This window comes from Psychroserpens damuponensis (assembly GCF_000826655.1).
Taxonomy (GTDB): Bacteria; Bacteroidota; Bacteroidia; order Flavobacteriales; family Flavobacteriaceae; genus Psychroserpens; species Psychroserpens damuponensis.
Map to the genome: position 1 here is coordinate 416,735 of NZ_JXJO01000017.1, position 22,038 is coordinate 438,772.

At 33.8% G+C, this 22,038-nt stretch carries 15 protein-coding genes; 9 read left to right on the forward strand and 6 right to left on the reverse strand.

All coding sequences use genetic code 11. From position 1 onward, the window contains the following. Nucleotides 1-22 precede the first annotated feature (22 nt). The 7 genes from TD29_RS10640 (at nucleotide 23) to TD29_RS10670 (ending at nucleotide 6,312) form a co-directional block, all read left to right on the forward strand. Nucleotides 23-652: a hypothetical protein gene (locus TD29_RS10640; RefSeq protein WP_040280570.1), complete on the forward strand. Its 630-nt coding sequence runs from the start codon at nucleotides 23-25 to the stop codon at nucleotides 650-652. Beyond that, nucleotides 624-2,051 carry a flotillin family protein gene (locus TD29_RS10645; protein WP_052467078.1) on the forward strand — a complete coding sequence of 476 codons (1,428 nt, stop codon included), beginning with the start codon at nucleotides 624-626 and terminating at the stop codon, nucleotides 2,049-2,051. Before TD29_RS10640 ends, TD29_RS10645 begins: the two co-directional genes overlap by 29 nt. Nucleotides 2,052-2,349: 298 nt before the next feature. Then, nucleotides 2,350-3,318 (forward strand): alpha/beta fold hydrolase, encoded by a 969-nt coding sequence (locus TD29_RS10650; protein ID WP_040280572.1) that lies wholly within the window; start codon nucleotides 2,350-2,352, stop codon nucleotides 3,316-3,318. Nucleotides 3,319-3,352: 34 nt separating this feature from the next. After that, the gene (bioB, locus tag TD29_RS10655; protein WP_040280573.1) at nucleotides 3,353-4,447 is read left to right on the forward strand and encodes a biotin synthase BioB; all 1,095 of its coding nucleotides are present in this window, start codon (nucleotides 3,353-3,355) and stop codon (nucleotides 4,445-4,447) included. Further along, a complete protein-coding gene (locus TD29_RS10660; RefSeq protein ID WP_040280574.1) occupies nucleotides 4,448-4,762 on the forward strand; it encodes a DUF3784 domain-containing protein in 315 nt (104 codons plus the stop codon). It begins immediately after the preceding gene. A gap of 142 nt (nucleotides 4,763-4,904) precedes the next feature. After that, nucleotides 4,905-5,765, forward strand: coding sequence for a cupin-like domain-containing protein (locus TD29_RS10665; RefSeq protein ID WP_040280575.1), 861 nt, complete (start codon nucleotides 4,905-4,907; stop codon nucleotides 5,763-5,765). Nucleotides 5,766-5,823: 58 nt separating this feature from the next. Further along, the gene (locus TD29_RS10670; RefSeq protein WP_040280576.1) at nucleotides 5,824-6,312 is read left to right on the forward strand and encodes a DUF6646 family protein; all 489 of its coding nucleotides are present in this window, start codon (nucleotides 5,824-5,826) and stop codon (nucleotides 6,310-6,312) included. 51 nt (nucleotides 6,313-6,363) lie between these two features. On the opposite strand, the gene TD29_RS10675 is transcribed toward TD29_RS10670, so the two are convergent. Further along, nucleotides 6,364-6,837 carry a regulatory protein RecX gene (locus TD29_RS10675; protein ID WP_040280578.1) on the reverse strand — a complete coding sequence of 158 codons (474 nt, stop codon included), beginning with the start codon at nucleotides 6,835-6,837 and terminating at the stop codon, nucleotides 6,364-6,366. 113 nt (nucleotides 6,838-6,950) lie between these two features. Between TD29_RS10675 and TD29_RS17945 the strand changes: the two genes are divergently transcribed. After that, nucleotides 6,951-12,614 carry a GEVED domain-containing protein gene (locus TD29_RS17945; protein WP_052467079.1) on the forward strand — a complete coding sequence of 1,888 codons (5,664 nt, stop codon included), beginning with the start codon at nucleotides 6,951-6,953 and terminating at the stop codon, nucleotides 12,612-12,614. 60 nt (nucleotides 12,615-12,674) lie between these two features. On the opposite strand, the gene TD29_RS10685 is transcribed toward TD29_RS17945, so the two are convergent. The 4 genes from TD29_RS10685 to gdhA all read right to left on the reverse strand — a co-directional run bounded on the left by TD29_RS10685 (nucleotide 12,675) and on the right by gdhA (nucleotide 19,661). Further along, complete coding sequence (locus tag TD29_RS10685; protein ID WP_040280579.1) at nucleotides 12,675-15,083, reverse strand: TonB-dependent receptor; 2,409 nt, start codon at nucleotides 15,081-15,083, stop codon at nucleotides 12,675-12,677. Nucleotides 15,084-15,087: 4 nt separating this feature from the next. Next, the gene (recO, locus tag TD29_RS10690; RefSeq protein WP_040280581.1) at nucleotides 15,088-15,807 is read right to left on the reverse strand and encodes a DNA repair protein RecO; all 720 of its coding nucleotides are present in this window, start codon (nucleotides 15,805-15,807) and stop codon (nucleotides 15,088-15,090) included. A 13-nt stretch (nucleotides 15,808-15,820) separates the two neighbouring features. Further along, nucleotides 15,821-18,190, reverse strand: coding sequence for a type IX secretion system anionic LPS delivery protein PorZ (gene porZ, locus TD29_RS10695; protein WP_040280731.1), 2,370 nt, complete (start codon nucleotides 18,188-18,190; stop codon nucleotides 15,821-15,823). A 127-nt stretch (nucleotides 18,191-18,317) separates the two neighbouring features. Beyond that, the gene (gene gdhA, locus TD29_RS10700; RefSeq protein ID WP_040280582.1) at nucleotides 18,318-19,661 is read right to left on the reverse strand and encodes an NADP-specific glutamate dehydrogenase; all 1,344 of its coding nucleotides are present in this window, start codon (nucleotides 19,659-19,661) and stop codon (nucleotides 18,318-18,320) included. Between the two features lie 224 nt (nucleotides 19,662-19,885). Here gdhA and TD29_RS10705 point away from each other — a divergent pair, with 224 nt between their 5' ends. Continuing rightward, nucleotides 19,886-20,704, forward strand: coding sequence for a THC0290_0291 family protein (locus tag TD29_RS10705; RefSeq protein WP_040280584.1), 819 nt, complete (start codon nucleotides 19,886-19,888; stop codon nucleotides 20,702-20,704). Nucleotides 20,705-20,773: 69 nt separating this feature from the next. On the opposite strand, the gene TD29_RS10710 is transcribed toward TD29_RS10705, so the two are convergent. Further along, a complete protein-coding gene (locus TD29_RS10710) occupies nucleotides 20,774-21,961 on the reverse strand; it encodes a cystathionine gamma-synthase (protein WP_084203451.1) in 1,188 nt (395 codons plus the stop codon). Between the last annotated feature and the right edge of the window lie 77 nt (nucleotides 21,962-22,038).

The following is a 22,038-nucleotide window of genomic DNA, read 5'->3' on the forward strand; positions in this document are numbered from 1 at the left end:
TAATTTTTAATACTAACCGACTATGGAATGGTTTTCAGCACTTGATGGATTCTCACAATTCTTTTGGATTATTGCGCTCATTGGCTCTCTAATTTTTGTTTTTGTAATCATAACAACATTTTTAGGAATGGATGGTGGAGATGATTTTGATGGTATAGATTCTGAAATAGAAAGTGATGCAGGTATTGGCTTTCAATTTATCACCTTTAAAAACCTTGTTGGTTTCTTTACCATTTTTGGATGGATTGGCATTGCATGTATCAATGCTGGATTTTCAAAACCCGTAACTGTAATTATCGCCTTATTTTGCGGATTGTTAATGATGACCATCATGGCTGCCATGTTTTATGCCATGGGTAAATTAACCAATAGCGGAACTTTAGAATACAAAAATGCTATTGGTGCCATTGGAGAAATTTATCTTACCGTTGGCGCAAATCGTGAAAGCATGGGTAAAGTAAGCGTTAGAGTTCAAGGGACTTTACGAGAGCTCGAAGCATTATCAGATTCGCTTACAGCATTAAAAACAGGAACCATTATTGAAGTGGTAGATATCACTACTAATGGCATACTCATAGTAGAACCTACAAAAAAAGCAATAGAACCAATTAAAACCAAAACATATGAACTACCTAGTGACACAAAACTTTGATTTAGGCTTTCCTATAGCAGCCATTGCTGCCATATTATTTGTCTTTGTTTTTATTATCATTTTAATTAAACGCTACAAACGTTGTCCTTCTGACCGTATTTTAGTGGTCTACGGAAAAGTAGGAGGCGGACAATCGGCCAAATGTATTCATGGTGGAGCAGCCTTTATAATTCCTGTATTTCAGGATTATGAATTTTTAGATTTAACACCAATTTCTATTGAGGTAAATCTTGTAAACGCTTTATCTAAACAAAACATTCGTGTAAACGTACCTTCTCGTTTTACCATTGGTGTCTCTACAGAACCTGGTGTGATGCAAAATGCTGCCGAACGTCTTTTAGGTTTAGGCGCTCAAGATGTTCAAGAATTAGCCAAAGAAATCATTTTTGGTCAATTACGTCTCGTGGTTGCCTCTATGGATATTGAAGAAATTAATAACGATAGAGATAAATTTTTAACCAATATTTCTCAAAGTGTTGAGACTGAATTAAAGAAAGTAGGTCTTAAGTTAATCAACGTAAACATTACAGATATCGTTGATGAGTCTGGCTATATTGAAGCACTTGGTAAAGAAGCTGCAGCACATGCCATTAACGCAGCACGTAAATCGGTTGCAGAGAAAACTAGAGATGGATCTATTGGTGAAGCAAATGCTGTACAAGATGAAAGATCACAAGTTGCTGCAGCAAATGCACAAGCTGTAGAAGGAGAAAATACAGCAAAAATTGCCGTTGCAAATTCAGATTCGTTACGTCGTCAACGTGAAGCAGAAGCTGAGCGTGTGGCAATCGCCTCAGAGAAAGTACAAAGTGCAAAAGCGTTACAAGAATCGTATGCTGCAGAGCAAGAAGCAGAATCTGCAAGGGCTGAGCGTGAGCGTTCGTCTCAAATGGCAGATATTATTGTACCTGCAGAAATAGATAAACGCAAAGTAGAGATCGATGCAGAAGCTGAAGCTGAGCGTATAAGACGTAAAGCAAAAGGTGAAGCCGATGCGATATTATTTAAGGCACAAGCCGAAGCACAAGGTCAATTTGAAATCTTAACGAAGCAAGCTGCTGGTATGGAACAAATTGTTAAAGCTGCCGGAAATTCTAGTCGTGATGCTGTACTATTATTAATTGCAGATAAATTACCAGAATTGGTGAAAACACAAGCCGAAGCTATTAAAAACATCAAAATTGATAAAGTAACTGTTTGGGATCAAGGTGGAAATGGCGAAGATGGAAAATCATCAACCGCAAATTTCTTATCAGGAATGTATAAATCAGTGCCACCACTTCAAGAAATGTTTAACATGGCTGGTATGGATTTACCTGAGTATTTAAAAGGTAAAGACAAAATACAAGCTGAAGACGCTCAAATTCTTCCGAAGAAAAAAGAAGACGATAAGAGCTAATCGTATAGAGTTTTGAAAATCCGCCAATTGGCGGATTTTTTGTTTCCCTTTTATTTTTTATGCATGTATTATCTGCTTCTAAGAGGTTCTTACGTCATACTCTCTTCTATATGATAATAAACTAAAGACTAGTTTTAAAAAAAAATCGAAATGCCATTCAGAACGCAGTGAAGAATCTTCATGTATATTAAGATTGATACTATTTTAGACAATTTCTTTGTCGTTACACAATCCATTTAGAATTTAACAAGTTTATAGACAGCCATTTTTCTTTTATATTTACAATAAATTCATCCATATGAACTCTACATTAAAAGCGTTACTTGTTTTTGCATGTTTTACATGGTCAACAATATATTCTCAAACAGACCCAAACATCTTTGAAAAATTTGAATCAAAATTCTATGAAATTGATGGTTACAAGATCAATGTAGAAGTTTTGGGTGAAGGTGATCCCATTTTCTTTTTACCAGGAGGTCCAGGAAATTCTCATGATTATATGCAAGGTGCTTTTGGTCACTATTACAAAACCAATACGGTTGTGTTTTTTGATTGGTTAGGTCGTGGCAAGAGTGATGATGCTAAAAACGTTAATGAATATAGCGTTGAAGCCGATGTTGAACTTATTGAAAAATTGCGTAAACTCTTAAAATTTGACAACATCTCTCTTGTAGGTCATAGCTACGGAACCGTTCCTGCACAAGCCTATGCCATCAAATATAAAAACAAGGTCAAAACTATGGTCTTAATCAATGGGTTTCATTCTGGAGCCATGTGGCAAGCCAATTGCGATAGTTATAACCATTATGCGAAAACACATTTTCCAGAGAAATGGGTGGCTGTAGATTCACTTCGGAAATTGGGCTACCTTTCCAGTCAAGAGCCTTTAAAAACGGTGTATGGTAATTTCCCAACAAAGTATATTTACTATCATAATACGACGCTTAGATCTAAAGTTCCGAAGACAACATATAGAGGTTGGGCAGGAGATGTATACACTACAATTATTGGTAAAGATGGTGATTTTGATGTGTCTGGCAGTATGATAAATCAAGATTATAGACAACAATTAAAAGATGTAAAAGCAAAAACCTTAATCATTGCAGGACGTTATGATGGTGTATCTACTCCAGAATTTGCTGTGCAATACAAAACCTTTATGCCTGAGGCTCAGTTTGAAATGTTTGAGCAAAGCGGACACAATCCATACCTTGAAGAACCACAAAAATTTTATGAAATTTTTGACGAGTTTATGGGTCTAAAATAAGTATTTTTGACCTCTAAATGACTAAGCAAATACTATGAGCGAGATGAAACATAATTGGACTAAAGAAGACATATTAGAAATTTACAATAAGCCTTTAATGGATTTACTTTTTGATGCTGCCACAATTCATCGTGAGCATCATGATCCAAATACAGTTCAAGTCTCAACCTTATTATCTATTAAAACAGGCGGTTGTCCTGAAGATTGTGGCTACTGTCCGCAAGCGGCAAGATATCACACCAATATTGAAGGTAATGATTTGATGACCGTTCAACAAGTAAAAGCTCAAGCTTTACGTGCTAAATCATCAGGAAGTTCGCGTGTGTGTATGGGAGCAGCTTGGCGAAATGTAAAAGATGGCCAAGAATTTGATCAAGTGTTGGAAATGGTAAGAACCATTAACAAACTAGATATGGAAGTATGTTGCACACTTGGTATGATTACAGAAAACCAAGCACAACGTTTAGCCGAAGCTGGTTTATACGCTTACAATCACAATCTAGATTCTAGTGAAGAATATTATAAAGAGGTTATTTCTACTCGTGGTTATGAAGACCGTTTAGAAACCATTGATAATGTTAGAAAAACTAATGTTACAGTATGTTCTGGCGGAATTATTGGTATGGGAGAAACACCAGAAGATAGAGCAGGAATGCTAGTGGCTTTAGCAACTTTAAATCCGCAACCAGAATCAGTTCCCATCAACGCCTTAGTTGCTGTAGAAGGTACACCTCTAGAAGACCAAACGCCAGTTTCAATTTGGGATATGGTAAGAATGGTAGCCACAACAAGAATTGTAATGCCAGAAACGCAAGTACGTTTAAGTGCAGGACGAACAGAAATGTCTCGCGAAGGTCAAGCTATGTGTTTCTTTGCAGGTGCAAACTCTATTTTTGCAGGTGACAAATTATTAACAACACCTAATCCAGATGTTAGCGAAGACATGGACATGTTTAAACTTTTAGGTTTAAACCCTCAAAAACCATTCATTAAAAAAATGCAGCCAGAAACTGTAGAAGCTACAGATTCTCAATATGAAGCTTTAGGCGAAAAGCCAAAATGGACACGACCAGAGCACAAAATTGAACGTAATGAAGTTGCAAAACAGAAGTCTAAAGTTCTCAAATAAATGAGCCTATCTGTTGCTATCATATTTATAATTCTTGGTGTTCTCATCAAGAATTTTAAACTCTATTTTTTAATTGCTGGCTACAATACCATGTCAAAAACAAATCAAGAAAAATATGATATCAATGGCATTGCAACAGTATTTAGAAACACCATGTTTGGCATGGCTATACTCATGATTATTGGGTACGCCATTTCGTATTGGCTAGAACTACCAAAGATTGAAATTTACCTGTTTTTTGGAGCCATTGTTATTGGCATCCCTTATCTTTTAATCGTTTCAAACTCGAGTAAATACAAAATTGACAAGCGCTAAAAAGCCATAATAACATTTTCTTTTTTCTTCGGAAATGTGACAACTCCAAAACCCTTATCGTTTTTTAAACGTATAACTTTAACAAACAATTAATTTCAATTGGTAACGTTTTCTTAACTTTAAACCTAAATTTTTTTCACTTTTGAAACTCAACCTTCAAGATATTCCTCGCGTTAAAAACATTAGCAAAGAGGACTTTATAAAACAGTACTTTAAGCCACAAAAACCTGTGGTGATTGAGCAATATATCAATGATTGGCCTGCCTATAAAAAATGGAATCTTGATTATATGAAAACTGTTGCTGGTGATAAAATTGTACCCTTGTATGATGATCGTCCTGTAGACTATAAAGATGGTTTTAATGAACCACATGCAACAATGAAAATGAGTGATTATGTAGACCTCTTAAAAAATGAGCCTACCAAATACCGTATTTTTTTATGGAATGTGTTGAAAGAAATTCCGCAGTTACAAAAAGATTATACCTTTCCTGATTTTGGGTTAAAACTCATGAAACGATTGCCAATGCTATTTTTTGGAGGAAAAGATTCTCATACCTTCATGCATCACGATATTGATTTGGCTAATATTTTCCATTTTCATTTTGAAGGCAAAAAGCAATGTATTTTGTTTGACCAAGACCAAAATGACTATTTGTATCACATTCCGCATTCATTAATTACACGAGAAGATATTGATTTTTCTAATCCAGATTTTGAAAAATGGCCGGCATTAAAAAAAGCTAAAGGTTGGCAATGCGAATTACAACATGGTGAAGTTTTATACATGCCAGAAGGATATTGGCACTACATGAAATACCTTACTCCTGGTTTCTCAATGAGTTTAAGAGCTATTGCAAGACATCCCAAAAATTTTGGAAAAGCAGTTTACAACGTATTAATAATGCGCAATTATGATAATCTCATGAGACGTTTAAAAGGTCAACAATGGATTGATTGGAAAAACCAACAAGCCATCGTTAGAACGAATAATAAAACTTAAATCATGTCTAAATGTGCAAAACGTTTATATTTGCACATTCATAAAATTAATAAAAACAATGAAAAAATTATTTTTACTTATTGCATTGGTTTCAGTGTCGTTAGTTCATGCTCAGGCATATGAAGGAAAAGGAGATCAAAAATTTCAAATTGGAGCTAATATCCAAGATCACGCTACAGGAATTAATGCAAGTTTTGACTATGGGTTAGGAGAAAATATTTCGGTAGGAATTTCTTCAGCTTATGCCTTAGGTATTGATGGTTTAGATGCTAATTTTGGAGACCGTTTTGATTTAAAAGCACGTTTCAATGCTAACTTAGGTAACGTATTAAACATTGATGATAATTTCGATTTATATCCTGGTTTAAGCTTAAGTTTAAAGAATTTTGGTGGTCACGTAGGTGCACGCTATTTCTTTACTAATGGTTTTGGAATCTTTACAGAAGCAACATTCCCATTAGCAAAGTACAGCGATGACAAATCAGATATTGGTTACTATCTTCACAATCAATTTGCTTTAAATATTGGAGCAGTTTTTAATTTATAAGCAAATCAAATACCATATAAAAAAAGCATCTTAAAATTTAAGATGCTTTTTTTATGGAATCAATTCACGTATTTTATCATAAACTAAGTGACTTTCCCAACCTCTATAAAACAGGTAATCGGCTAGTTTTTTTCTTTTCTTTTGTACGTTAGACTCTCTAATTGTGACTACTTTTTTTTCAGCAAGCGCATTAAAAGTATTTATATACTCATCTTCATCAATTTCTTTTAATCCAATAGAAATTAGAGTTTTATTAATATCCTTTCGTTTTAACTCTAATTGCAAACGTTGTTTTCCCCATTTTTTAATTCTGAATTTACCTCTCACAAAAGCCTTAGCAAAACGTTCTTCATTTAAAAAGTTATGCTGCAATAAATGCACAATAATTTGATCTCTTGCTTCTGGGATCATCTTCATATCATACAATTTTTGAGTGACTTCTTTATGACAACGTTCTTGATAAGCACAATAACTTTCTAAACGTTTTTGCGCTTCATCGATAGTATATGTTTTTGATGGATTCATTTACCAAAAGTATAACAATTTGTTAATAAAACAGTGACTTTCAATGGCTCACAAAAAAGTAATTTTGTATATTAGGTGACTGGTTTTAAAGTACCTAATTAATTAGTATCCCTATGAAGAAAAATTACTCCCTAATTTTTATAGCATTTCTATGCGCAATTCTGTCTGGTTTTGGGCAAGTTCCCACAACAATAGATTTTGAAACAAATTTATCTGGTTATTCGCATACACCTTCTCAATTACCTTCTGCAGATCCTGGTGATCAATATTTCCATAGAGCAATGCCTGGAGATGGAACAATTTATGAAAGTGGAGGAACATATACTAATGTTACTGGAAATTGGATGTTTGTTGGTTCAAATCCTAAAGCTTTTAATTCTGGTAATTCAGGAGTTTTGACTTTGGACCCTATAAATATTACTGGTTATTCTAACTTAGAATTGAGTATAGATTTTGGAGGAGTGCCAAACGATTGGGATGCTAGTGATGAAATAACTGTTGAATATCGTTACGACAGCACTGGTACATGGTCAACACTTTACAGTTTATCTAGTCCAGTAACAAATGACCCATTAGAACTTTCTGGAAATGCCATAGGAGGAGTTAATACAGCAAATGGATTAGTGCTTACATATGCATTACAAACTATTACTACAGATAATTTTACAGGAACTGGGACTAATTTAAACATAAGAATTGTATGTAATTCAAATGCAAATTACGAAGCTTTTGGTCTAGACAATATTGTATTAGATGGCACTTCATCTTGCACACCTCCTCTTGATCCAACAGGAACAATTTCAGGAACAACTCCTGCTTGTGATAATACAACATTAACATATACAGGAGCAGCACTACCAGGTACAGTTAACTACTGGCAAACCACTGCAACAGGAACTTCTACAGCTAATAATGCAACAGGAACATTTAATGCCACCGCAACAGGAACCTATTATGTGAGAACATTTTTAACAGCAACGTCATGTTGGTCTACAGGAGTTGCAAGTTATGCTGTTGTTATTAATTCTGCTCCAACAATTTCTGCACAACCAGCAAATGCTATACGAGTCATCCCAAATACGGCAACATTTTCAGTGACAGCTTCTGGCTCTCCTACTCCAACATACCAATGGCAAGTTTCTACAAATGGAGGAGGCACTTGGGCAAATGTGACAGGAGGCACAGGAGCAACAACAAACTCATATACCACTGGAGCAACAGCTGCTGCAATGCATAACAATCAATACCGTTGTGTGGTGACTAATACTTGTGGAACTGTAAATTCTAATGCAGCTACGCTAACGCTTTCTAATACGCCAACTAGTAATGTCACTAGTGCTGAAGGATGTTTTGATGACGATAGTGTAATATTAAGTTGGAATGCTCCAGGAACTGGAACACCAACAGGGTACATGATTTTTGCTTTAGATGGCGGAACAGATCCTGCAGGTACAAAAACAGATGCTAATACTTATACAGCTAATTCAGATTTTTCTGCTGCAACTCCTGTAACTCCTGCGAGTTTAGGACGCGTTGTGTATAAAGGCACTGCAACTACTGCTACAATAACAGGTTTAATTGAAGACAACAATTATTCTTTTACCGTGTATTCCTATGTAGGTGAAGCTCTGACAGGATGGTCTGGAGGAGGAACTGGTGGAAGCACTGTAACGAATGAAACTGCTCAAGGAGATGTAAGTAACTTAGCCGCTACACCCCTAACCAATCAAGTGAATTTAAGTTGGAACAACCCATTACCAACATCGTGTTTTGATCAATTAATAATCGTAGCCAATGAAGGTGCAGTAGTTTTTACACCATCTGGAACGTATCCAAATACTGATGTAAATTATTCTGGACCAAATTCAATAATGTACGCAACCACTTCAACAATTAGCTCTAAAGGTTTAAGTGGCTTAACTAATGGAACTAACTACTGCTTTAAAGTTTTTATACGTAGAGGCTCAAATTGGTCTGAAGGTGTTGAAGTTTGCGCAGTACCTTCTTTGACGTATTGTCCTTCTAGTGGTGACGGAACTGATGGTTACGAAACAGGAATAAGACGTGTTCAGTTTAACACTATAGACAATACAACACCTATTGAAGATAATGATTATTCTAATTTTACATCCATATCTACTACTGTTAATTTAGGAGATTCTTATGATCTAACAGTATCTGTAAATACAGATGGAGATTATACTAACTATAATCGTGCTTGGATAGATTGGAATCAAAACGGAAATTTTAATGACTCTGGAGAAGAATATGATTTAGGTTTAGCAGATGATCCTTCTGGAACAAATCCTTCAGTGGTTACTGATAACTCTCCATTATCAATTGAAATACCAACAAATGCTGCTATTGGAGCTACAAGAATGAGAGTTGCGTCAAAATATAACAACTACTCTACATCCTGTGAAAATGGCTTTGATGGAGAAGTAGAAGATTATACTGTTATTGTACAACAACCTTCAGGTGCAGAAATTAATGTAAAAGGAAACAATATAACTATTGCAAATGGTTTTAATGCGCCTTATGGTTTAAATAACACCTTATTTGGAGCTCAAGACGTTTCAACAACAAGTGCTTTTAAAAGTTATTTTGTCGAGAATATTGGTGCAACAACACTTAATTTAACTGGTGCTCCTAGAGTAGAAATTATTGGTGCACATCCTGGAGACTTTAATGTCGTACAACAACCTGCAGCAACTATTGGTTCTTTAGCTGATTCAGAATTTAGAATTGTATTTTCACCAACAGCAGATGGCACAAGAACTGCTACTGTGAGAATTTTAAATTCAGATAGTGATGAAAACACATACGAATTTGATATTCAAGGAAATGCGGTTTGCTCAACAGTTTTAACCAGTTCTATGTGGCCAACCGAAGGTCCAGAAAATACTGAGGTGACCATCACATCTGCAAATGACTTAACTGGTGCTACGGCAACAATTAATGGTGATGCCATGACCATAGTATCTACAAGTGCTTCAGAATTAGTTGTGTTAGTTCCTGCTGGTGCTATAAGTGGGAGTCTAGAAGTTTTATTTTCTACGGGTTGTTCTTCTTCAAATTCATTTACAGTGATTGATTCTGTAATTGGTGGCTGTGAAACTGCTGCTGTATCAACTGTTCCTTCAGATTTATTTATTAGTGAAATTTCTGATGCTTCGACTGGAAGTTCTTCACTCTTAGAAATTTTTAATGGAACCGCAAGTACAATCAACTTAGCCAATTATAGCATTAGAGTTTTTAATAACGGAAACGCAACACCATCAACAACATCATTTCTTGTAGGTAGTTTAGCTCCTGGAGAACTTCATGTTATAAGTATAGGGACAACATCATGTGATTTATCTGCAACAGGACTTGCTAGTGGTTTACCTGATCAAAGTTTTAATAGTGCTGGTGGAATTAATTTTGATAATAATAGCTCTGATGCCATACAACTCTTTAATGGAGGAACTCCAATTGATTCATTTGGAGAAATAGGAAGTTCAACTTGGGCAAACGGTTTAGGTATTAATGGTGATGGTGTTAACTATAGAAGACAAAATACTGCTGCTACATTACCAACGACAACTTTTGATATTACAGAATGGGACGAATTTGATTGGACATCTTGTGGAGACTCTGATTATAGTAATTTTGGGCTTTATGATTTTTCTCTTGGAGTACCACCAACAGTTTCAATACTAAGTGATCCAACGTTTAGCTGTGCAACATCTACCTCATTGTCTATAACAGCTACTGAAGGTGTACCTTCAGGATTTGGTTTAGTATACCAATGGTATTATTTAGCTCCTAATGCAACAGCTTTTGTTGTTGTACCTAACAATGCAGATTTTAATAATGTCACAACAGATACTTTGGAAATTGTAAATAATTTGGCATACAATGAATATCAATTTTATTGTCAAGTACGTGAAAATACTGCCACTTGTTATACAGCTAGTAACGCAGTTAAGTTAGTCGCAGATGGTGCAGTATGGGATGGTACCAACTGGTCTACTCCACCAACAATTGATAAGATTGCGATAATAAATGGTGATTACAATACTAGTATTGGTACCAATGGCCAAACAAGTTTTGAAGCATGTCAACTTATAGTAAATCCAACATACACTTTAGATATTGCAAACAATACGTTTGTTAAAGTACAAAACAATGTTACAGTTAACGGAAACATTGTTGTTTCAACAGACGGTTCATTTGTACAAGTTGATGATTTAGCCATTGTTAATGGTGATGTATTAAGTACGAGAAATAAAATTATGGTAGAAAAGGAAACGGCTCCTATGGCTACGTATCAAGAATATACCTATTGGAGTTCTCCTGTTTTTGGTGAGCTTTTAAATGATGGACTTTCCGAAGCCTCTACTACAAGACGCTTTTGGTATAATGCTCAAAATTATTTAGATGCTACTCAAGAAAACATGAATGATGATGCTACCAATGCAGGACAAGATGATATTGATGATAATGCTGACGATTGGATAACAGCTACAGGCACAGACCCAATGTTACCTGGTGTTGGATATGCGTCAACCCACAATAGTATTGGATTTATGCCTGCACAATATATATACGTTTTTGAAGGTCCATTTAATAATGGTGTAATCAATGTTCCTATTTATAGAAATGATTCTGAAACTAATGATAACAACTGGAACTTTATTGGTAACCCTTACCCTTCTGCAATTGATGCAGATGCATTTTTAGCCACCAACACGAGTATTGATCAAAATGTTAATGGAACAGATGGAGCCATTTACTTTTGGTCACACAATACAGCTGCAGATGGAGATACAAACGGTAATGAAAACTTAAACTATACTCAAAGTGATTATGCAATTATTAATGGCACAGGACAAAATGCTGGAGGTGATGGTGTAGTTCCAACTAGACACATCCCGTCTGGGCAAGGATTTTTTGTTTCTATGAGTGATGCGTCAACTTCTACAGCTGTAAGTGGATCAATACGCACAACTGATGTGGTTTTTAATAACAGCATGAGAGTTACTGGTAATAACGATCAATTCTTTAGAACTTCAAACATTGTTCAATACAATAAAATACGTTTAGATTTAACTTCAGATAATGGAATTTTTAACCAAATACTTGTAGGCTATGTAAATGGCGCAACCAACAATGATGATGGGATGTATTACGATGCTAAAAGAAATTTATCTAACAACGCTAGTTCCTTACTCTATTCATTAATAAATCATACTAGTGATATAAAATTAGCCATACAAGGTAAAGAAGTCAATAGTTTAACTCTTGAAGAGGTGATACCTTTAGGATTCTACACCTCAATAGATGAAGCAACACTATACAAACTATCTATTGCAGAACTTGAAGGTGACTTTATGAATGAAAACACAGTATACCTTAAGGATAAACTTATGAATATTACACATAACTTAAGTGCTAATGATTATACGTTTACTTCGGAAATTGGAGAATTCAACAACCGTTTCGATATTGTATTTCAACCAGAAACACTTTCGGTTAACGAGCAGGAGTTAACGCCTAACGATTTAACTATAATAGAACTAGGTAGTGGAGAAGTTAGATTTTCCGTAGAAAAAAATATAACAATCAACACTGTTGAAATCATAGATGTATTGGGTAGAACTATTTATAAGTTAAGCGGTCAAAACAGTACTGAAACTTATAATTTATCTAACTTAAGTCAAGCGACTTATATTGCTAGAGTGACACTTTCTAACGGACAAGTTATTACAAAAAAAGCTATAAAAAGGAATTAATAAAACAAAAGGAATGTATTAAAAAAAGAGATTTTGGCGCCATGCCTTAATCTCTTTTTTTTATATGCTATACATTAAAGACAGAATTAAATTTCGTCCTGGTGATGCAATACCAGATGAGTAGGTTTGGTAACGTTGATCTGTAACATTCTCTAACGAAGCTGTTATTGAAAGTGACTTAGAATATTGGTACTTGGTTCTTAAATTTAACGTGTACCAAGAAGGCGAATACGGATTCCCATTAGAGTCTAAGGCATAAATATAATCCTTAACCTGCTCTGAAGGTGCTAGATTTAGAAATGACAATTCGCTATTATATTCAGCAAAAGCATCAATTTGATACTTTCCTTGTTTCCAAGAAAAATGTGTGTTTCCAAAATTAGGAGCTATGTGTCTTACTGGCACTTCTATACCATTGTCTTCTTCTGTTCCTCCAATGACGTTATATTGAGATGTGAGTTTTAAACTGTTACTAATATTAAACTGAAAACCAGCTTCAAAACCATAAATCCAAGCTTTAGAAGCATTTTGAATGGCTTGTACGTTGCTTAACTCACCATCGTACATTATTTCTGATTCTCCATTTACGGTAAAATCTTGTCTCACCAAAGCGTTATCTAAAAACGTGTAATATGTTGCAAGGTCAATAACAAAAATAGAATCGAAATTTAATCTTAGCCCTAATTCTCCTCCATAGGCATATTCAGGTTTTAAATCTGGATTAGGCACAACCACAGATCCAGGTTCAGAATCAAAAACTTTACCTAAATCATCGATATTTGGAGCTCTAAAGGCTGTTGATGCATTTAATTTCCATTGTATCATTTCACTAGGATTCCAACTTATACCTGCGGTTCCTGTTAGCGCTCCTGCATCGAGCTTGGTAGAATCGTATGGTAAATTTAGATACTGATTATTTTCAGTAAAATCGGCATTTGCTATCACATGATTATACCTTAAACCCGATTGAATTACAAATTTGGAATTTGGTTTATATTTATAACTTAAATACGCTGCCATAGATTGCCAATTTGAACCATTTGGATATCTAGACACGGTTGGAGAGCTGGTATTCGTTTCTATATCAAATTGTTCTCCTGTTGAATTAATATGATTATATACATATTCTAACCCATAAAATAAGGTGCTTTTTTCACTAAGATCTTTTTCTAGGTCAACATTAAAAGAATAGGCATCTACTGCTTCTTCTCTAATACTTCTATCTGTAGATTGGTAATCTCTATCAAATCTACCTTCTTGAAAATTTTGATAGGCAACTGTGGTTTGGAGCTTATCGTAAAGATTAGAGCTGCTACTTAATTTAGTCATTTGAAAATTACCCATAAACCAACGTTGTGGTCCATAATCCCACTCTGCAGAACGTAAATCGTCTCCTCGATATCGTATGAGCCTATCATACCTTGAATAGCTTGATGTTGTAGAATAATACAATCCTAGATCAAAGCTTAAATCTTCTTTAGGTTCATATCTTACTTTTTGCAATACATTAATTTGATCATAGCCAGTTGGATTTTGAATACGAGGATTATCATTTTGAACAATAATATCTTCGCCATTTATGGTTTGAACATATTCAGGTCTTAGATAGTCGTCAGGACCATGTGAACCCATTCTAAGATCATCAAAATCTGTATAACTAAAACTCGTTAAAAAGGCCCATTTTTTTAATCCGAAATTTAAATCTAGATGTCCAGTTTTTTCTTTATTAGCAGATGCATATCTAACTGCCGCATTAGCATTAAAAAACAATGAATCTTTGTACGACAACTGTGGTTTTTTAGTATAAAAACTCATGACACCACCAATAGCATCACTACCATATACTACTGAGCCAGCACCTAATGTTATTTCTGTGTTTTGAATTGTAAAGGGATCAATAGATATGACGTTTTGTAGATTTCCACCTCTAAAAGTAGCGTTATTCATTCTCACACCATCTACAGTAATGAGTAATCGGTTTGTAGAAAACCCTCTAATCATAGGACTCCCTCCTCCTAATTGACTTTTCTGAACAAATACATTACCAGTACTTTCTAGAAGATCTGCACTAGTTTGTGGATTTTCAAACTGTATGTCTTTAGCATTAATATTGACTATCGTTTGAGGAATATCTCTTTTACTTTGCTCAAATTTAGATGCAGAAATAACAATTTGATTTAAGTCTTCAATTTTAGGGACGAGATACACAGTAAAATCAACACCAGATTTAGCTATTTTAATAGTGCGTTGAATGTATAATAAGTTTTGAAAATATAGGGTTTCATTCGTATCAAAAAGTGCAATTGATGCCTTACCATCTAAATCGGTTATAACCGATTTATCTTTTTTCAAATTGAATATAGCTACTCCAGATATAGGTTCGTTAGAACCCTCTTCAAGTACTGTTACAGTTTGAGAGTTACTTATAAAAAATGAAAACAAAAGAAGAACTGAAAATCTAAACTTCATAAACTTAATTAAATACTTGATTAAAAATTTTTAATGATTTTGGTTTTCTAAAACTGCCCAAATGTAATTCAAAATACAATAACAGCATCGCCAGAAATGACTGTCTTTGTTTTGAATTTAGTTTTATAGACTCTAATGCATCAAAATTTGTGCCTAAGAGCTGTTTTAAGATTGTTAAATTTTCACCTGAAATACTATAAACATCCTCTTTTCTGGACTCAAAAAGTCCATTATTTAAATTAAAATATAGTGGGTTTTCATGAGAAAGTTCTGGATAGAACCCTAAATACTTTGTTAAATTTAATAAAAAAAGTAAATGGAAATTTGAAAATTCGTCTTTGGCATCTAACCACCTAAAAGTAGTTTCTAAATAATAATATAAGTGTTTATTTTCTTCCTCTTCTCGTAATACCGATGATAATACTTCAGAAAGAAACATGACTATAGATCCTTTAAATAAATTGGTATGGAGCGTTGCAAAATTATAATCTAAACGAACTTCTTTTATAGATTGTAAAGATTGGTTTTGCCTATAATTTTCTTCAATTTGAAGTTGAGAAAGTAATTGGTAATAAGCGGCTTTTGAACGACCCTTTTTACTATTTAAAACTCCCCTAAGCAAGTAACTAACCACACCTCTATGTTGGGTAAAACATTTAACTATGAGGTCATTATCTCTATACTTAAGTTTAGAAAGCACAATAACTTTAGAGGTATTAAGCATATTAAAAAGTTGGTTACCTAACTATTAATAATTTTAAAACTTTCGTTTCAAATGAATCTAAATCGGATATTAAAAACAAATACACTCCAGAAGCCACGATATTACCTCTCAAATTTTTACCGTTCCAAACTCCTGTACCTCCATCAATAGCAAAATTATAATTTTGTTTTGAAGATCGTTGATTCACTCCAGATTGCGCTTCGGCAACGAGGTTACCCTCAATATCTGTAATTTTAACGTTAACATTATCTGTTAAACCCGATACTTTTACACCATTGTTAATATTATTTAAATCATCAAAACCTAAAATATCGTATTCTGGTCTAACTGGATTTGGATATACATACGCCTCTTCTAATGTTTCTTTTGGTTTAGTTCCACCCGAAGAAAATGACACCAAACCTCTATCTGTAGCGATGTAAACTCTACCAGACTGAGGATCAATTGAAATATCTGATATTGTATTTGATGGTAAAGGAGAATTATCTGTAGTAAATTGATATATTGTTTCTTGACCGTCTGGAGAAAAATAAAACAATCCCGAATCTAACGTGCCAACCCATTTATTATCTGATCCATCAACTTTAATATCGGTTATAAATTGATTTGAAAGTAACTCTGTTGGTATCCCATCCTCTAGAATAACGATAGTACTAACTGTAGGATTGGGATCATCAATAAAATTAGAAGTATTATACAAGACTCTTATACCTTTAATAGTCCCTATCCAAAGTTGGTTTCTACTATCTAATGCCAAAGCTCTTACCAAAGTAGAAGGCATATTTTGTTCTTCGGAATATATATTATTCATTTCTTGAGTTTCAGTGTTGTAACCAATAACACCATTAAGAAAAGAGCTTACCCATTTCATACCACCATTGCCAACTTCTAGATCACCAAAACCTGCATCATCATTTAATGCGTCTGGTAATATTTCTGAAAAACTATAACCTTCCCATTCGTTTGTAGCAGGATCATAAGATTTTAATGCACGATCAACTTTTGAAGTAATTGTCCACATAAGCCCATTTCTATCAAATTTAGAAGCAGATTGACGTATACTAACAAAATTTGGAGCTGGTGGAAACACCAAAGATTCTAAACCACTATTATTTTGATTGTATAGTATCGTTGCCTGATCATCATTTAATTCTAAAATTCCATTTTGAAAAGAACTTATATATACCTGACTTGGATTAAATGGGTTAATAGCAATATCTACTAAATTTTTAGCTGTTAATAAGCTATCATATGGTATATTTTTCCACTCTTGATCTCTTAAAATACTTATTCCTCTAGATTGAATAGGTGATGGATTAAATGACACTGTATAGTCTCCATAAGTCACCCATAATTCGCCATCTCCAGCTTCAATTTTAAATGCTTGGTTGCTTGATGGTCCTTCTGGTAGTATAACATCAAATGTTTGAGAATCTCCTGAAATCGTTTTCAATACACCACTTGTTGTAGTGCCAATATAAACATCATCTTCAGATATCGTTGCAGAAGTAAAATCTGTATCAAAATCTGAATTTGTAGAAGCTGTTAGTATTTGATTGAAATTTTCATCATAAACGTAAACATTTTCTTTTAAGGTAATTATTAAATTTGAATCTACAGATCTCACATCTTCAGGTAAAGATGGGTAGGTAAATAATGAATTAAGATTATCATTTACAATGTCATAAATAACATTATTTTGATCTACAGCATACAGTTGACTACCTAATGTTTGTATAGCTATAAAACTTCCATTTACTATAGTAGTCCATTGTTGGTAATCAATTAAATTAGTATTAGTTAAATCAGCTTTCCTTATACCATTTGCATTTGTAGCCGCATAAATAAAATCATTTATTACTGTTGTTTGAGTGATCCCTATTTGGCTGCCTCCATTTCCAATAAAATAAGAGTCACCAAATTGTAATTGGTCTAAATCATAGACAGAAATACCATAATCTGTAGAAATATATAACAGTCCGTTGCTTTCGTTAAAATGATTTATTTTTTTCATTACTGGAGAAATACTTTCTTTTTCAAGAATATCTACTATGGATAAAATTTCAGAATCACCATCAAAAACAATCTCAATTAACCCTGTTTCATATCCTACTATTAAAAAATCATTGTCTTCACTATATTTAATAGTTGAAATAGTTTCTCCTGAAAGTCCTTGAATAGTGGTGATTTTTCCTATTTCATTAGAAAACACATCATAACTAAAAATAGCATTTTCTGAAGCTGCAAAAATTTTATCATTTCCTTTAGTGACATCTTTAACATCGAAAAATGAAAAATAGCCTTCCCAAAGTGTAGAAAAATCTTGAGAAACACCTTTAAACGATACTAAAATTAAAAGGATAAATACTATTCTTTTAAACATATGAATGTTGTTTTTGACAAATATATTTATATCTAACGACTTTTTAACTAATATCATATACGCGAACACATAAAAAAAGCTTCCAAATAACATTTGAAAGCTCTTTTTTATAAAATTTCGGAATGCATTAAACGACTCCTTGAGCAAGCATAGCATCTGCTACTTTAACAAAGCCTGCAACATTGGCACCTTTGACATAATCAACATAGCCATCTTCTCTGGTTCCATATTCTACACAAGATGCGTGAATATCATCCATTATAGTTTTAAGTTTTTCATCAACTTCTTCTCTCGTCCAGCTTAGTCTTAACGAATTCTGACTCATTTCTAATCCAGAGGTAGCAACACCTCCTGCATTAGACGCTTTTCCTGGTGAAAACAACACTTTTGCTTTCTGGAACGCTTCAATAGCTTCTGGAGTTGTAGGCATATTAGCACCTTCTGCAATAGCTATTACCTTATTATCAATTAATTGCTGAGCTTCATCTCCATTCAATTCATTTTGAGTTGCGCAAGGCAAAGCAATATCACAATTAACAGACCAAGGTCTTTCTCCTTTATGAAAAGTAGCCGAACTATAGGTATTTAGATATTCACTAATTCTTCCTCGTTTTACATTTTTAATGTCCATAATATGTGCTAACTTATCTGCATCAATACCATCTTCATCATAAATATATCCTGAAGAGTCAGACATAGTTACTACTTTAGCACCTAATTGCGTTGCTTTTTCACAAGCATATTGTGCTACATTTCCTGACCCTGAAATAACAACAGTTTTGTCTTCAAATGAATCGCCATTTGTAGCTAGCATATTTTTAGCAAAATACACACATCCATAACCTGTAGCCTCAGGTCTAATTAATGAACCTCCATAAGAAATACCTTTACCAGTTAAAATACCAGTAAATTCATTTTGTAGCCTTTTATATTGTCCAAACAAATATCCAATCTCACGTCCTCCTACTCCAATATCTCCAGCTGGAACATCAGTATTTGGGCCAATGTGTCTAAATAACTCAGACATTAATGACTGACAAAAACGCATGACTTCATTATCACTTTTACCTTTAGGATCAAAATCAGATCCTCCTTTTCCTCCACCCATTGGCAAAGTTGTTAAGGAATTTTTAAACACTTGTTCAAACCCTAAAAATTTAAGAATACTTAAATTTACAGATGGATGAAAACGCATTCCTCCTTTATAAGGTCCAATTGCTGAGTTAAACTCAACTCTAAATGCTCTATTAACCTGAGTATTTCCCTGATCATCAATCCAAGGCACTCTAAATATTATGGTGCGTTCTGGCTCAACCATTCTCTCTAAGAGCATTTTTCCTTGATATTTAGGATTGTCCTCAATAAAAGGAATAACTGTTTCTGCAACTTCGTGTACAGCTTGTAAAAATTCAGTTTCATGACTGTTTTTGTCTTTTACAAGTTTCAAAAAAGCGTCAATTTTTTCTTTCATCTATTATAGTATTAATAATCAATGTTAATTTTTGTTACACAAAGATACATTATCTTTAAAATGTACGTACATATTTTTTTATATTCTCAATGAAAAGTTAATATAGTGTTAATTTTATAAAGTACTGTTTTTCCTATAATTTTACAATTCGTTTAATCACTTGGTAGTTAAACTACTTTTTATATATTTGTTAACGTATTAAGTCCCTCAATAACATAATACCTATGAAGCTTAATTTTAAACAATTAACATTTATATTCGTTTTTATACTAGGTATAAACGAGTGTTATTCTCAACTTGGGTTTTCTCACGAAATTGGCGTAATTGCTGGTCCAGTTGCTTTTCAATCTGACTTTGGTGAACGAAGAAACTTTGAAACAAATTCTGGAAACACTGGTATAGGTATTGGTATTGTACATTATATAAACTTTGCTTACAGAGCAGATTGTAACTGTTATTCTACAGACACCTTTTTTAACGATCATTTTAAATTACGTAACGAAATTTCTTGGAACAAAACTAAACTCAATCACTTTGGCACTTGGGTGGACGATTCTAGAACAAGCGAAAACGCACAACGTTTAAGAAGTCATTCTGGTACTGCACAAAATTTAGATATAGGAACTCAAATAGAATTTTTCCCTAAAAGTATTAGGGAATTTCAGGGCTTTGGATATTCATTTGCACCGTTTATAAGTCTTGGTGTTCATTTAACTTCTTCTAATCCTAAAGTAGAAACCAACTATAATGGATCTACTAATATAAACGATTCTAATAACTTTTTTCAACCATGGGTTGATGCAGCAAATCCTAATGTAAATGAAGATCCGTTTTTATTTAACGGAAATGAAACCACATGGTCTGTTGTTGGGAGTGTAGGAACGCGCTACAAATTGACAGTGCTTTCAGATTTAATGATTGATTTGAGGTGGCAATATTTTTTCAATGATAAAGTAGATGGTTTAGATCATAATTTAAGTTCTAACAAAGCTAACGATTGGCTAGTTTGGTTAAACTTTGGTTATATTTATTACTTAGATTAATACCAATTCTCATAAAAAAAAGACCAAACTAGCGTTTGGTCTTTTTTTTATTTTTGATGCTACGTAATACTATCCAATAGCTTGTTTTAAATCATTAATTAAATCTGCTTCATCTTCTATACCTACACTCAATCTAATTAAAGAGTCTACAACACCAGTTTTTTCTCTTTCTTCTTTGGGTATACTAGCATGTGTCATGCTTGCAGGATGTCCAGCCAATGACTCCACACCTCCTAAGGATTCAGCAAGAGTGAATACCTTAAGCTGTTCAACAATTTTAATAGCTTCTTCATAATTATTGCCTTTAGTTGTAAAAGATACCATGCCACCAAAATCCCTCATTTGTGCTTTAGCAATATTATGATTTGGATGACTTTCAAATCCTGGCCAATACACGTTTTCAATTTTTGGGTGACTTGCCAAATACGATGCAACTATTTTTCCGTTTTCGCAATGACGTTGCATTCTTACATGTAAGGTTTTAATACCTCTTAATGCTAAAAAACTATCCTGAGGTCCACAAACCGCTCCACTTGCATTTTGTATAAAATACAATTTATCAGCCAGTGCTTTCTCCTTAACAATTAAAGCTCCCATCACTAAATCACTATGTCCTCCTAAATACTTTGTCACAGAGTGCATAACAATATCTGCACCCAAATCTAAAGGCTGTTGAAGGTAAGGTGTTGCAAACGTATTATCAACTGCTAGCAGAATATTATGCTCATTGGCTATTTTGGCCGTAGTTTTAATATCTATAATATTCATCATTGGGTTAGTAGGAGTTTCAACCCAAATTAACTTCGTTTTGTTAGTAATATAGTTTTCTATGTTTGAAGCATTTGCCATACCTATAAAATTAAACTTGATCCCAAATTTTTCAAAAATACTAGTGAACAATCGGTAGGTTCCTCCATATAAATCATTTGTAGAAATCACTTCATCTCCAGGTTCTAGCAGTTTAATCACAGCATCAATAGCAGCCAACCCTGAACCAAAAGCTAAACCAAAATGTCCATTTTCTATACTGGCAAGAGCATTTTCTAATGCTGTTCTCGTAGGGTTAGCGCTTCTAGAATATTCATAACCATTGTGTCCGCCAGGAGTAGTTTGAGCATAGGTTGATGTTTGATAAATTGGAGGCATTACACTACCATAAGCAGCATCTGGTTTTTGACCACCATGTATTGTTTTTGTATTGAATTTCATGAGCTTTTTGTTATTTTTTTTCTGAAATATCCCAGACTCAAACCTCATCTTTAAAATGGAAACTGTTAAGGTTTTACACAAATTTAAGGTTTAATGGCGTGTATTCAAATCTTAGTAATACCTTT